Origin of the sequence: Escherichia sp. B1147, assembly GCF_001660175.1 — a bacterium.
Taxonomy (GTDB): Bacteria; Pseudomonadota; Gammaproteobacteria; order Enterobacterales; family Enterobacteriaceae; genus Escherichia; species Escherichia whittamii.
This window is the reverse complement of the sequence record NZ_LFHY01000015.1, coordinates 257,878-271,800: the sequence shown is the minus strand read 5'-3', so window position 1 is coordinate 271,800 and position 13,923 is coordinate 257,878. Positions and strand designations below refer to the sequence as shown.

The 13,923-nt window shown below is 50.4% G+C and carries 16 protein-coding genes; 9 read left to right on the top strand and 7 right to left on the bottom strand.

Annotation, left to right across the window (positions count from 1 at the left end):
- Position 1: 1 nt before the first annotated feature.
- The 3 genes from hybO to yghX form a co-directional block, all read right to left on the bottom strand.
- Positions 2-1,120 (bottom strand): hydrogenase 2 small subunit, encoded by a 1,119-nt coding sequence (hybO, locus tag A9180_RS16290; RefSeq protein ID WP_000145410.1) that lies wholly within the window; start codon positions 1,118-1,120, stop codon positions 2-4.
- A gap of 188 nt (positions 1,121-1,308) precedes the next feature.
- Complete coding sequence (gene yghW / locus A9180_RS16280) at positions 1,309-1,596, bottom strand: DUF2623 family protein YghW (RefSeq protein WP_064529658.1); 288 nt, start codon at positions 1,594-1,596, stop codon at positions 1,309-1,311.
- A gap of 118 nt (positions 1,597-1,714) precedes the next feature.
- Positions 1,715-2,602 carry a YghX family hydrolase gene (gene yghX / locus A9180_RS16275; protein WP_064529657.1) on the bottom strand — a complete coding sequence of 296 codons (888 nt, stop codon included), beginning with the start codon at positions 2,600-2,602 and terminating at the stop codon, positions 1,715-1,717.
- 156 nt (positions 2,603-2,758) lie between these two features.
- On the opposite strand from yghX, the gene gpr reads away from it, so the two are divergent.
- Positions 2,759-3,799, top strand: coding sequence for an L-glyceraldehyde 3-phosphate reductase (gpr, locus tag A9180_RS16270; protein ID WP_064529656.1), 1,041 nt, complete (start codon positions 2,759-2,761; stop codon positions 3,797-3,799).
- A gap of 39 nt (positions 3,800-3,838) precedes the next feature.
- Here the strand turns inward: gpr and A9180_RS16265 are convergent, their stop codons facing one another.
- The gene (locus A9180_RS16265) at positions 3,839-4,333 is read right to left on the bottom strand and encodes a TIGR00645 family protein (protein ID WP_000439331.1); all 495 of its coding nucleotides are present in this window, start codon (positions 4,331-4,333) and stop codon (positions 3,839-3,841) included.
- 190 nt (positions 4,334-4,523) lie between these two features.
- Here A9180_RS16265 and yghA point away from each other — a divergent pair, with 190 nt between their 5' ends.
- Positions 4,524-5,408, top strand: a complete 885-nt coding sequence (yghA, locus tag A9180_RS16260) for an NADP(+)-dependent aldehyde reductase (protein ID WP_064529655.1) — start codon at positions 4,524-4,526, stop codon at positions 5,406-5,408.
- Between the two features lie 159 nt (positions 5,409-5,567).
- Here yghA and exbD read toward each other — a convergent pair whose 3' ends face one another.
- Positions 5,568-5,993: a TonB system transport protein ExbD gene (exbD, locus tag A9180_RS16250; protein WP_064529654.1), complete on the bottom strand. Its 426-nt coding sequence runs from the start codon at positions 5,991-5,993 to the stop codon at positions 5,568-5,570.
- A 6-nt stretch (positions 5,994-5,999) separates the two neighbouring features.
- Positions 6,000-6,734 carry a tol-pal system-associated acyl-CoA thioesterase gene (gene exbB / locus A9180_RS16245; RefSeq protein ID WP_064529653.1) on the bottom strand — a complete coding sequence of 245 codons (735 nt, stop codon included), beginning with the start codon at positions 6,732-6,734 and terminating at the stop codon, positions 6,000-6,002.
- Positions 6,735-6,985: 251 nt separating this feature from the next.
- Here exbB and metC point away from each other — a divergent pair, with 251 nt between their 5' ends.
- Together metC and yghB are read left to right on the top strand one after the other, a co-directional pair.
- Positions 6,986-8,173, top strand: a complete 1,188-nt coding sequence (metC, locus tag A9180_RS16235; RefSeq protein ID WP_064529652.1) for a cystathionine beta-lyase — start codon at positions 6,986-6,988, stop codon at positions 8,171-8,173.
- Between the two features lie 138 nt (positions 8,174-8,311).
- Entirely contained in the window at positions 8,312-8,971 is a 660-nt protein-coding gene (gene yghB / locus A9180_RS16230; RefSeq protein WP_064529651.1) for a DedA family general envelope maintenance protein YghB, read from the top strand.
- A gap of 39 nt (positions 8,972-9,010) precedes the next feature.
- On the opposite strand, the gene yqhC is transcribed toward yghB, so the two are convergent.
- A complete protein-coding gene (gene yqhC / locus A9180_RS16225) occupies positions 9,011-9,910 on the bottom strand; it encodes a DNA-binding transcriptional regulator YqhC (RefSeq protein WP_064529650.1) in 900 nt (299 codons plus the stop codon).
- A 193-nt stretch (positions 9,911-10,103) separates the two neighbouring features.
- Here yqhC and yqhD point away from each other — a divergent pair, with 193 nt between their 5' ends.
- The 5 genes from yqhD to yqhH all read left to right on the top strand — a co-directional run bounded on the left by yqhD (position 10,104) and on the right by yqhH (position 13,918).
- A complete protein-coding gene (yqhD, locus tag A9180_RS16215) occupies positions 10,104-11,267 on the top strand; it encodes an alcohol dehydrogenase (protein WP_016159784.1) in 1,164 nt (387 codons plus the stop codon).
- A 103-nt stretch (positions 11,268-11,370) separates the two neighbouring features.
- On the top strand, positions 11,371-12,198 hold the full coding sequence (gene dkgA, locus A9180_RS16210) for a 2,5-didehydrogluconate reductase DkgA (RefSeq protein ID WP_064529648.1): 828 nt from the start codon (positions 11,371-11,373) through the stop codon (positions 12,196-12,198).
- 199 nt (positions 12,199-12,397) lie between these two features.
- Positions 12,398-13,324: a YbjP/YqhG family protein gene (locus A9180_RS16205; RefSeq protein ID WP_064529647.1), complete on the top strand. Its 927-nt coding sequence runs from the start codon at positions 12,398-12,400 to the stop codon at positions 13,322-13,324.
- A gap of 26 nt (positions 13,325-13,350) precedes the next feature.
- Positions 13,351-13,578: an LPP leucine zipper domain-containing protein gene (locus tag A9180_RS16200; protein WP_064529646.1), complete on the top strand. Its 228-nt coding sequence runs from the start codon at positions 13,351-13,353 to the stop codon at positions 13,576-13,578.
- A gap of 82 nt (positions 13,579-13,660) precedes the next feature.
- Positions 13,661-13,918 (top strand): lipoprotein YqhH, encoded by a 258-nt coding sequence (gene yqhH / locus A9180_RS16195; RefSeq protein ID WP_064529645.1) that lies wholly within the window; start codon positions 13,661-13,663, stop codon positions 13,916-13,918.
- Positions 13,919-13,923: the final 5 nt, after the last annotated feature.

Below are 13,923 nucleotides of genomic sequence, written 5' to 3'. Positions count from 1 at the left end.
GTTATTCTCCCCGTGAGTCAGCGTTATCTTTCTTTTGCTGACGACCCAGTTCACGCACCGCCATCACGCTGACACCGGCAACCAGCCCAACCACGCCGCCGAGCAAACCGATAGCGCCCGCAGAGACGTTGCCGCCTTCTTTAGCGTTGACGTCCGGTTTTTGTGAACGCGGCGTTTGGTTTTCGACGTTGGCAAGCTGATGGATGCCTTTATGGAAGCCGATACCTTCTTCGTTACAGCCGTAGCACGGGTGACCAATTGCCACCGGCCACACGCCGCCAACGTCGCAGAATTGCAGCGTTGAGCAGTTGCCGTAAGTTTCTGGCCCTTTACAGCCGAGGTGGTACAGGCACCAGCCTTCGCGGTGGCCTTCATCGCCGAACTCTTTCGCAAAACGACCAGCATCGAAGTGTGGGCGACGTTCACAGTGTTCGTGAATCAGACGACCATAGGCGAAGGTCGGACGGTTTTTGTCATCCAGCTTCGGTGGTTTGCCGTAAGTAATGATGTGCGCAACGGTCGCGAGGAAGTTGTGCGGGTTCGGCGGGCAGCCAGGAATATTGATGACGGTTTTGCCTGGCAGAACTTCTTGCAGGCTGACCGCGCCGGTTGGGTTAACCCCAGCCGCGGCGACACCGCCCCACGCGGAGCAGGAACCGATAGCGATAATTGCTGCTGCGCCTTCAGCCGCTTTGCGGATGTGGTCCACAATCGGCTCACCGGCAACCATGCAATAAATACCGTTATCTTTTAATGGGATGGAACCATCCACAACCAACACATACTGCCCTTTGTATTTCTCGAGCGCGTTATGTTTGTTCTCTTCAACCTGATGGCCGAAGGCGGCAGAGAGCACTTCGTGATACTCCAGAGAGATAGTCTCCAGCACGAGGTTTTCTACCGTAGGATGCGTTGCACGAAGCAGAGATTCCGTGCAACCGGTGCACTCCTGCGCGCCAATCCAGATAACCGGCGGGCGCTGCGGGTTAGTGACCGATTCGGCCATCTCTGCGGCGGCTTTGCTACTTAACCCCATGGTGGCGGCTAATGCTGCACAAAGCTTCATGAAATCACGACGATTAATGCCGTGAGAATGGATGAGGGTGTTATCTCCAGTCATTTATAGTTATTCCGTTGCGAAGACCTGGCATATATTTTGCGTCAATCGCAAAATCAATAATGCGATCGATGCGCCATTTACCACACATTTATTATGGTTATCATCGCAATGATACTGCGGCGGGGCGCTAAAACGAAGGGAATAAGCATTAGTGTAATTAATTAAAGCAAGATAATACGTATGTTTGATCAATTTTCGAGGCGATAACCGGCCATAAAAAAACGCAACGTAGAACAGGAATTATTCTCACGAAAGAAATCCATTACCATCTCTTTATCCAGCCCATAACGGCGCGTCAGAATACCCGCTTCCCAGGCGCAAAGCTGGCGATCACCGGTCTTTTCATACATCCGGTGCGAGTAGCCTAATACAAAACCACGTTTATAATCGGCGCAAAATTTAGTCACATTAACCGCACTGTCGGCATGCGTGGCTTTTAATCCCGCCATTAAACCTTTACCGAAATGGTTATTCATCGTTTACCTCAATCGTTATATATAAACATATATAGCGATATTTTAGGCAAACTCCGACTTTAACGCACGCTATTTTTTCCTGCTCATGTAGGACGTTATCCTTTAAGGGATAAACACATCAGGAAAGATATTTATCGAACCATGTCAGCGTCCTTTGCCAGGCAAGATCGGCGGCTGATTTGTCATAACGTGGCGTGGAGTCATTATGGAATCCGTGGTTAACCCCCGGATAAATATACGCTTCATAGACTTTGTTATTGGCCTTCAACGCCGCCTCATAAGCAGGCCAGCCTTCGTTGATTCGCGTGTCCAGTTCAGCATAGTGGAGCAGTAAAGGCGCTTCGATCTTCGCCACATCGGCGGTGGGTGCCTGGCGACCATAAAATGGCACCGCGCAGGCCAGTTCCGGATATGCCACCGCTGCTGCGTTCGAGACGCCACCACCATAGCAAAATCCGGTTATGCCAACTTTGCCCGAGGCCTGGGGATAGTGTTGCATAAACTCAATTGCGGCAAAGAAATCATTCATCAGTTTGGTTGGGTCAATCTGCTGTTGCAGCTCGCGGCCTTTATCATCATTTCCCGGGTAACCACCAACGGAACTTAAACCGTCGGGGGCCAAAGCAATGTATCCCGCTTTAGCTACCCGCCGTGCTACATCTTCGATATACGGATTCAGCCCACGATTTTCATGCACTACCACCACAGCGGGTGTTTTGTCGCTCATTTTCGCAGGCTTCACCAGATAACCACGTACCTCGCCGTGACCATTTGGCGAAGGATATGTAATGTACTCAGCGACAATCTCCGGGTCGGTAAACTCCACCTGGGTCGCCCACGCGTAATTTGGCTTGAGCAACTCAAACAACGCTAACGCCGTCATCCCGCCCACCGCGTACTTCGCCGCCAGGTTGAGGAACTCACGTTTCGATATTTTCCCATGAGCGTAATAGTCGTAGTAATCCAGCAACTCCTGCGGTAAATCTTTGGCGGTCAAACGCGGCATCGCTTTACTCCTCAGCTGGTGTTTTTTTAAGCAAAGCATAAGCGTGTGTTTTTGCCCAGTTTTTCGTCACTCTGTGAGCGATGCTACGGGATACGTTCTGGTAAATCGCTAGACTGGAAACATTGTTTCGAAATTGAACGATGGAAAGGAGATGTCATGGTCTGGTTAGCGAATCCCGAACGTTACGAGCAGATGCAGTACCGCTATTGCGGAAAAAGCGGTTTACGCCTGCCCGCCCTGTCGCTCGGTTTGTGGCACAATTTCGGTCACGTCAACGCGCTGGAAACACAGCGTGCAATCCTGCGTAAAGCCTTTGATTTGGGTATTACTCACTTCGACTTAGCCAACAACTACGGGCCGCCTCCAGGAAGCGCAGAAGAGAACTTTGGTCGTCTGCTGCGAGAGGATTTTGCAGCTTATCGCGATGAACTGATTATCTCTACCAAAGCCGGATACGATATGTGGCCCGGCCCATACGGCTCTGGCGGTTCACGTAAATACCTGCTCGCCAGCCTCGACCAAAGCCTGAAGCGTATGGGGCTTGAGTATGTCGATATCTTTTACTCGCACCGCGTCGATGAAAATACGCCGATGGAAGAAACCGCCTCTGCGCTGGCCCATGCGGTGCAAAGCGGCAAGGCGCTGTATGTCGGGATCTCCTCGTACTCGTCTGAGCGGACGCAAAAAATGGTCGAGTTGCTGCGCGAGTGGAAAATTCCGTTGTTAATTCATCAACCTTCATACAATCTGCTCAACCGCTGGGTAGATAAAAGCGGTCTGCTGGATACTCTGGAAAATAACGGTGTAGGCTGCATCGCTTTCACCCCACTGGCCCAGGGATTGCTGACTGGAAAATATCTCAACGGTATTCCAGAGGATTCACGGATGCATCGCGAAGGTCATAAAGTTCGTGGCCTGACGCCAAAAATGCTCACCGAAGCGAACCTCACCAGCCTGAGGCTATTGAATGAAATGGCACAGCAGCGCGGTCAGTCTATGGCGCAAATGGCGTTAAGCTGGTTGCTGAAAGATGATCGAGTGACTTCGGTATTGATTGGCGCCAGCCGTCCGGAGCAACTGAAGGAGAACGTGCAGGCATTGAATAATCTGGCGTTTAGTGCCGAAGAACTGGCGCAGATTGACCAGCATATCGCCGATGGCGAGCTAAACCTGTGGCAGGCGTCTTCCGATAAATAACAAATTCATACCGGGCGCGAGAACCGCGCCCGCATAAGATCAGTGATTATGACGAGTCAGTCGGTCAAGATAGCCCATCACAAATGCAGAAAGCACAAACGTCAGATGGATAATGACGTACCACATCAGTTTGTTATCCGGGACATTTTTCGCATCCATAAAGACGCGCAGTAAGTGAATGGAAGAGATTGCCACAATCGACGCTGCCACTTTGTTTTTTAGCGACGTTGCGTCCATTTTCCCCAGCCAGTTCAGCTTCTCTTTATTCTCGGAGATATCCAGCTGCGAGACGAAATTCTCATAACCGGAAAACATCACCATCACCAGCAAACCGCCAACCAGCGTCATATCCACCAGCGACAGCAACACGAGGATCAAATCTGACTCCGCCATCGAGAAGATATTCGGCAGGACGTGAATAATCTCCTGAAAGAACTTCAGCGCCAGGGCAACCAGCGCCAGCGAAAGGCCAAAGTACACGGGGGCAAGCAGCCAGCGAGAAGCATACATTGCATTTTCAAGAAAACGTTCCATACATTCCTGTCGTGTAGTTAAAACGGGCAACAGTATATCGCAATTGAGTAAACAGCACGCAACAGCAAATCAACATATACGTTAAACCTTTGTCGCATAATTCTGAGGTTTAGGGATCTTCCTGGTTCCCTAATCAACGCATTGAGAGCATCTACCCTTAAAGGACGTTGAACCTGAAGGGAGAAAAGCGATGTCTCATTTAAAAGACCCGACCACACAGTATTACTCTGGTGAATATCCCAAACAGAAACAACCAACGCCCGGCATCCAGGCGAAGATGACGCCCGTGCCAGATTGCGGCGAGAAAACCTATGTTGGTAGCGGTCGCCTGAAAGATCGTAAAGCACTGGTGACAGGGGGCGATTCCGGAATCGGTCGCGCTGCCGCCATCGCTTACGCGCGTGAAGGCGCTGACGTGGCAATTAGTTATCTTCCGGCGGAGGAAGAAGATGCCCAGGATGTGAAAAAGATTATTGAAGAGTGCGGACGCAAAGTGTTTCTGCTGCCGGGCGATTTAAGCGATGAGAAATTTGCCCGTTCGCTGGTTCACGAAGCACATAACGCGTTAGGCGGGCTGGATATTATGGCGCTGGTCGCAGGTAAACAGGTTGCCATTCCTGATATTGCAGATCTCACCAGCGAGCAGTTTCAAAAAACTTTTGCTATTAACGTTTTCGCACTGTTCTGGCTAACCCAGGAAGCAATTCCCCTGCTGCCGAAAGGCTCAAGTATCATCACCACTTCGTCAATCCAGGCGTACCAGCCAAGCCCGCATTTGCTGGACTATGCTGCAACCAAGGCGGCGATTCTGAACTACAGCCGTGGTCTGGCGAAGCAGGTCGCAGAGAAAGGCATTAGGGTGAATATTGTCGCACCAGGCCCTATCTGGACGGCACTGCAAATTTCCGGCGGACAGACGCAGGATAAGATCCCACAGTTTGGTCAGAAAACGCCGATGAAACGTGCGGGGCAGCCGGCGGAACTGGCTCCGGTGTATGTTTATCTGGCAAGTCAGGAGTCGAGCTACGTCACCGCAGAAGTGCACGGCGTGTGCGGCGGCGAACATTTAGGCTAAAAAAATGCCCGGTTGTAAAAGTAACCGGGCGTCATTGTGCATTTAACTCTTGCCAGATGCGGTGTAAACGCCTTATCCGGCCTACATGCCCCTGCAAACTCAACATGTTGCAATAGACTTTGTAGGCCTGATAAGCGTAGCGCATCAGGCAATTTTGCTTTACTTCGCTCTGGCAGTTTCTTCGCCGACCAGACCAATCTTCAGGTAACCTGCCTGATGCAGCTTATCCATTACCTTCATCAACATCTCGTAGTCGACGGTCTTATCTGCACGGAAGAAGATGGTGGTGTCTTTCTTACCTTCAGTTAACGCATTCAGCGCCGTAACCATCGTTTCATCGGTGACCGGATCGTTACCGATAAACATTGAGTTGTCCGCCTTCACTGACAGGTAAACCGGTTTTTCCGGGCGTGGCTGCGGCGTGCTGGTAGAAGCAGGCAAGTTCACCTTCACATCTACCGTCGCTAACGGTGCCGCCACCATAAAGATAATCAGCAGAACCAACATCACGTCGATAAACGGCGTCACGTTGATATCATGCATTTCGCCGTTATCATCGAGGTTTTCGTTAAGATGCATTGCCATCGGACATTATCCTGCGCGTAATTTTTGTGCAACACGAACCGGATGCGCAGCGGCGCTGGCTTCCAGATCCAGGTCACGGCTTTGCAGCAACAATACTTGCGCAGCGACATCACCCAGCATCGCTTTAAAGCCGCCAATTTGACGTGCAAATACGTTATAGATAACGACCGCCGGAATCGCTGCCACCAGACCGATTGCTGTTGCCAGCAGTGCTTCTGCGATACCCGGCGCAACGACTGCCAGGTTGGTAGTCTGCGTTTGCGCAATACCGATAAAGCTGTTCATGATGCCCCAGACCGTACCAAACAGACCAACGAACGGCGAAATCGCGCCGATGGTTGCAAGGTAGCCGTTACCGCGGCCCATTTGACGACCTACTGCGGCGACCCGACGCTCAAGGCGGAAACTGGTACGCTCTTTAATACCTTCGTTATCGTCGCTGCCTTCTGACAGTTCCAGCTCATTTTGCGCTTCATTGAGCAAATGCAGGCTTAAGCTTTTGCTGCCAAAATCAGCGGCGATATTGTTGGCCTGGTTTAAGGAGCGGGCTTCAGCCAGCAGTTGCTGTTCGCGCTTCAGGCGACGCTTCTGGTTGAAGAACTCTACGCTCTTACTGAAGAAGATTGCCCAGGTGACTACGGAGGCCAGAATCAGCCCAATCATCACGCACTTAACGACAATGTCGGCGTGCTGATACATACCCCAGACGGAAAGGTCCGTCTGCATTAAATTATTACCCACTGTGTATCTCCAGGACGCAAGTCACAAAATCTGCGCATAATAATATCAAAACGACGTCGAATTGATAGTCGTTCTCATTACTATTTGCATACTGCCGCACCTTTGCTTTCTTTTCTTTGCGTTTACGCAGTAAAAAAGTCACCAGCACGCCATTTGCGAAAATTTTCTGTTTTATGCCAATTCTTCAGGATGCACCCGTGGATATTCATGCTAGTTTAGACATCCAGACGTATAAAAACAGGAATCCCGACATGGCAGACAAACAACTTGATACTCAACTGGTCAATGCAGGACGCAGCAAAAAATACACTCTCGGCGCGGTAAATAGCGTGATTCAGCGCGCCTCTTCGCTGGTCTTTGACAGCGTGGAAGCCAAAAAACATGCGACGCGCAATCGCGCCAATGGTGAGTTGTTCTATGGACGGCGCGGAACGCTAACGCACTTTTCATTACAAGAAGCGATGTGTGAACTGGAAGGTGGCGCAGGTTGCGTGCTGTTTCCTTGCGGGGCGGCAGCGGTTGCCAATTCCATTCTTGCTTTTGTCGAACAGGGCGATCATGTGTTGATGACCAATACCGCCTACGAGCCGAGCCAAGATTTCTGTAGCAAAATCCTCAGCAAGTTGGGCGTAACGACATCATGGTTTGATCCGCTGATTGGCGCAGATATCGTTAAACATCTGCAACCAAACACCAAAGTCGTATTTCTGGAATCACCTGGCTCCATCACTATGGAAGTACATGATGTTCCAGCGATTGTTGCCGCCGTACGCAGTGTCGTTCCGGACGCCATCATTATGATCGATAACACCTGGGCCGCCGGAGTGCTGTTCAAAGCTCTTGATTTTGGTATCGATGTTTCCATTCAGGCCGCCACCAAATATCTGGTAGGGCATTCGGATGCAATGATCGGTACTGCGGTGTGCAATGCCCGTTGCTGGGAGCAACTACGGGAAAATGCCTATTTGATGGGGCAGATGGTCGACGCCGATACCGCCTATATGACCAGCCGTGGTCTGCGTACACTGGGCGTGCGTCTGCGCCAACATCATGAAAGCAGCCTGAAAGTAGCTGAATGGCTGGCCGTACATCCGCAGGTTGAGCGGGTTAACCACCCTGCTTTGCCAGGCAGTAAAGGCCATGAATTCTGGAAACGAGACTTTACAGGCAGCAGCGGACTATTTTCTTTTGTGCTCAAGAAAAGACTCAACGATGAAGAACTGGCGAACTATCTGGATAACTTCAGTTTATTCAGCATGGCCTTCTCATGGGGCGGGTATGAATCCTTAATCCTCGCGAACCAGCCAGAGCATCTCGCCGCCATCCGCCCGCAAGGTAAGATCGATTTTAGCGGCACCTTGATCCGCCTGCATATTGGTCTGGAAAATGTCGACGATCTGATTGCCGATATGGACGCAGGCTTCGCGCGAATTGTGTAACGTTGCCAGTTTGGACAATTTTGCAGACATTTAATTGTGAATAGTCTTAAATTGTTGCGTCCGGGATCAAGGCGTCCCGGACGATTCAGGAGTACAATAGTCAAATTAAGGCTTAAACGCTGTTCCACAGGAAAGTCCATGGCTGTTATTCAAGATATCATCGCTGCGCTCTGGCAACATGACTTTGCCGCGCTGGCGGACCCTCATATTGTTAGCGTTGTTTACTTTGTCATGTTTGCCACGCTGTTTTTAGAAAACGGACTGTTGCCCGCCTCATTTTTGCCTGGCGACAGTTTGTTGATTCTGGCTGGCGCATTGATTGCCCAGGGGGTTATGGATTTTCTGCCAACAATCACGATTCTGACTGCCGCAGCCAGCCTGGGTTGTTGGTTAAGTTATATTCAGGGGCGTTGGCTAGGTAATACCAAAACAGTGAAAGGCTGGCTGGCACAGCTTCCGGCCAAATATCACCAGCGCGCCACCTGTATGTTTGACCGCCACGGTCTGCTGGCGCTGCTGGCTGGACGTTTTCTCGCCTTTGTCCGCACGCTGCTGCCAACCATGGCGGGGATTTCCGGACTGCCAAACCGCCGCTTCCAGTTTTTCAACTGGTTAAGCGGGTTGCTATGGGTCAGCGTGGTAACCAGTTTTGGCTATGCCTTAAGCATGATCCCGTTTGTAAAACGCCATGAAGATCAGGTGATGACGTTCCTGATGATCCTGCCGATTGCCCTGTTAACCGCTGGCTTGCTAGGCACGCTTTTCGTGGTGATTAAAAAAAAGTACTCTAGTGCCTGACGATTTCCTCAGTTCCCGGTGGCCATGCCGGGAACGTATTTAACTCCCCTGCATCGCCCGCATTCTGGCTGCATCTTCTCCCGGCGTCACACCGAAATAACGTTTAAACTCACGGCTAAATTGCGACGCGCTTTCATAGCCCACGCGCATCGCCGCCGCGCTGGCCTTCATGCCGTCGTGGATTATCATCATCCGCGCCTTATGCAGACGGTAATTCTTCAGATACTGCAACGGCGAAGTGCTGGTGACAGACTTAAAATTATGGTGGAACGCCGAAACGCTCATATTGGCTTCTGCTGCCAGTTGCTCAACGCTCAGGTTTTCGGTGTATTTATTCTCAATTCGTTTCAGCACGCGGCTAATCAGGCTGAAATGCGTCTGGCGACTGACCAGCGCCAGTAGCGCGCCGCCACAAGGCCCCGTCAGCACATAGTAAAGAATTTCGCGGATAATCTGTTTACCGAGAATGCGCGCATCCAGCGGTCGTTCCATCACATCCAGTAACCGCTCTGCCGCGCATAAAATCTCTTCGGACAATGTGGCGGAATTAATGCCGCTGGCAGCCATCGATGGCTGGAAATGTTCATCTTCACCAATGTCCATCAACAGCTCTTGTAACTGCAAAATATCAACATTGAGACGCACTCCCGCCAGCGGCACCTCTGGCGTGGCATAGGTTTCGCACTCAAACGGCAACGGCACCGTCAGCAGCAGGTACTCATTGGCGTCATAGCGAAACACGCGTTCATTGATATAACCGATTTTATGCCCGGAAAAGAGAATTATGATGCCAGGCTCATACATCACTGGCGTACGCGCACCGGGGTTCTCGCCATACAATAAGCGCACATCAGGCAACATATCTGACAAACTATTTTCTTTATTTTTCAGTCTATTAATTTTATCCGTCAGTAGGCGGCATATCTCTTCACGTTTCATATCGCGTAGTTTATTAGGAATAATGCGGCAATTTGATTGTGCGCAATTTTGTACCATTTCTCCAGCACTCTGGAGAAATAGGCAAGACATTGGCAGGAATGAGCATTGAGAGCCACGGCGCTGGCGACCACAATAAAAAACATCAGGCAGACCGATCTCTGCCCTCATATTGGCCCAGCAAAGGGAGCAAGTAATGAACAACTTTAATCTGCACACCCCAACCCGCATTCTGTTTGGTAAAGGCGCAATCGCTGGTTTACGCGAACAAATTCCTCACGATGCTCGCGTATTGATTACCTACGGCGGCGGCAGCGTGAAAAAAACCGGCGTTCTCGATCAAGTTCTGGATGCGCTGAAAGGTATGGACGTGCTGGAGTTTGGTGGTATTGAGCCAAACCCGGCTTATGAAACGCTGATGAACGCCGTGAAACTGGTTCGCGAACAGAAAGTGACTTTCCTGCTGGCGGTTGGCGGCGGTTCCGTACTGGACGGCACCAAATTTATCGCCGCAGCGGCAAATTATCCTGAAAACGTCGATCCGTGGCACATTCTGCAAACTGGCGGCAAAGAGATTAAAAGCGCTATCCCGATGGGCTGTGTGCTGACGCTGCCAGCAACCGGTTCTGAATCTAACGCGGGTGCGGTGATTTCCCGTAAAACCACTGGCGACAAACAGGCGTTCCATTCTGCCCATGTTCAGCCGGTATTTGCCGTACTCGATCCGGTTTATACCTACACCCTGCCGCCGCGCCAGGTGGCTAACGGCGTAGTGGACGCCTTTGTGCACACCGTGGAACAGTATGTGACCAAACCGGTTGATGCCAAAATTCAGGACCGCTTCGCCGAAGGCATTTTGCTGACGCTTCTCGAAGATGGTCCGAAGGCCCTGAAAGAGCCAGAAAACTACGATGTTCGCGCCAACGTCATGTGGGCAGCGACCCAGGCACTGAACGGTTTGATCGGCGCTGGCGTACCGCAGGACTGGGCAACGCATATGCTGGGCCACGAACTGACTGCTATGCACGGTCTGGATCACGCACAAACGCTGGCTATCGTTCTGCCTGCCCTGTGGAATGAAAAACGCGACACCAAGCGCGCGAAACTGCTGCAATACGCTGAACGCGTCTGGAACATCACCGAAGGTTCCGACGACGAGCGCATTGACGCCGCGATTGCCGCTACCCGTAACTTCTTCGAGCAATTGGGCGTGCCGACCCGCCTCTCCGACTACGGTCTGGACGGCAGCTCCATCCCGGCATTGCTGAAGAAACTGGAAGAACACGGCATGACCCAACTGGGCGAAAATCATGACATTACGCTGGATGTCAGCCGCCGCATCTACGAAGCCGCCCGTTAAGCTTTTTACGCCTCAAACTTTCGTTTTCGGGCATTTCGTCCAGACTTAAGTTCACAACATCTCACCGGAGCCTGCTCCGGTGAGTTCATGTAAGGAGGAACGTATGACTAATCCAACCGTTATTAAGCTACAGGACGGCAATGTCATGCCCCAGCTGGGACTGGGCGTCTGGCAAGCAAGTAATGAGGAAGTTATCACCGCTATTCAAAAAGCATTAGAAGTGGGTTATCGTTCGATTGATACCGCCGCAGCCTACAAGAACGAAGAAGGTGTCGGCAAAGCCCTGAAAAATTCTGCACTTAACAGAGAAGAGCTGTTCATCACCACTAAACTGTGGAACGACAACCACAAGCGCCCCCGCGAAGCCCTGCTCGACAGTCTGAAAAAACTCCAGCTTGATTATATCGACCTCTACTTAATGCACTGGCCCGTTCCCGCAATCGACCATTATGTCGAAGCATGGAAAGGAATGATTGAGCTGCAAAAAGAGGGATTAATCAAAAGTATCGGCGTCTGCAATTTCCAGATCCACCATCTTCAGCGTCTGATTGATGAAACTGGCGTGGCGCCTGTTATTAACCAGATAGAACTTCACCCGCTGATGCAGCAACGTCAGTTGCATGCCTGGAACGCCACACACAAAATCCAGACTGAATCCTGGAGCCCGTTAGCCCAGGGCGGGAAAGGCGTATTCGATCAGAATATCATTCGCTACCTGGCGGATAAATACGGCAAAACGCCAGCGCAGATTGTTATCCGCTGGCATCTGGATAATGGTCTGGTCGTAATCCCGAAATCGGTCACCCCTTCACGCATTGCTGAAAACTTCGATGTCTGGGATTTCCGTCTCGACAAAGACGAACTTGGTGACATTGCGAAACTCGACCAGGGTAAACGCCTCGGCCCCGATCCCGACCAGTTCAGCGGCTAACGCACAAATTCTCCCGGTAGCGGTAATGTTCCGCTACCGGACTTTTCAGAAATCATTTATTCCCCTCGCCTCCCGCCCGTTGTTACTCTCCCCTGTTCAGGAACGCCAATTATAAGGACATCATCATGCGGAGCTGGAAGCTCTTAAAGGAACAACTCATCTACACCAGGGATAAACGCGACGGAGAGGTGAAAAACAGATGAAAATAATGGTTCTGTTTTTGACTGCCTTTTTAAGTTTTACCGTTCAGGCGCAATCCCCCTCGCTGACCGCTGAACAAACAGTCAGGCAGATTTATCAATACTATACCGGTGGAGCTGGCGTTCCTTATTTCGGTGAAAACAGTGAGCAGGCAATAACATCAACGCGAATGCAAAAGGCGCTAACCCTGAATGACAATCTCACGCTGCCGGGTAATATTGGCTGGCTGGATTACGATCCGGTTTGCGATTGTCAGGATTACGGTGATCTGGTGTTAGAAAGTGTCGCGGTTACTCAAACGGATGCCGATCACGTGGATGCCCTTGTGCGCTTTCGTCCCTATAAAGACGATAAAGAAAAGACCACGCAAACACTGAAGATGGTGGCAGAAAATGGTCGTTGGGTGATTGATGATATTGTCAGCAATCATGGCAGCGTCTGGCAGTCAGTTAATGGTGAGAATGAAAAAATATTGGCGGTACTGGCATCACTACAAAAAGAGCAGCCTGAAGCCTTTGTCGCCGAGTTGTTTGACCATATCACTCATTATAGCTGGCCCTGGACGTGGGTTGTTTCCAACACCTATCGCCAGGCTATTAATGCCTTCTATAAAACCACCTTCAAGACTGGCAGCAACTCCGATGAGGATATGCAATTAGAGCGGCAATTTATCTACGACAACCCAATCTGTTTTGGCGAAGAGTCATTATTTTCACGCGTTGATGAAATTCGTGTGCTGGAGAAAACTGCCGACTCCGCCCGTATTTCTGTTCGTTTTGCATTGACCAATGGCAACAGCGAAGAACAAGAACTCGTTTTACAGCGTCGTGAAGGTAAATGGGAAATCGCCGATTTTATCCGCCCAGGCAGCGGAAGCTTACTTAAACAGATTGAAGCGAAGACTGCCGCCAGATTAGCTGAATAATTAATACCAGATAAAGGAAACTGGAAATGAATAATCAACTGTTACTCCTTTTTCTAATGTTAATACTCACAGGCTGCGTCAATAATGAAAAAATCAGTCATGTAGAAAATGATATTCATCTGATAAATATAAAAATCGATCAACTCCAACAGGATATCGACGCGTTACGTCAGGAAATTCCGGTAGCGAAAGAAGCGGCAGAAAATGCCAATACACGGTTGGATGATGCCGGAAGATGGCCGGACGGAATTTGAGCACACCCGCCACGCTGGTAATACGCGGCTAAACGTCAAGCAACTATTAATCAGAACAATGAAAAACAGGGAGAAATAAATAATGAAAAAGACTTTCAGCGTGGGAACACTAATTCTGGTAACCGGCTTATTAAGCGGATGTGTCAATGAGCAAAAGGTCAATCAGCTGGCGAACAATGTTCAAACATTAAATGCCAAAATCGCCCGACTTGAGCAGGATATGAAAGCATTACGCCCACTAATCTACGCCGCCAAATCCGAAGCTAACAGAGCCAATACGCGTCTTGATGCGCAGGACTATTTTGATTGCCTGCGCTGCTTGCGTATGTATGCAGAATGATAAAA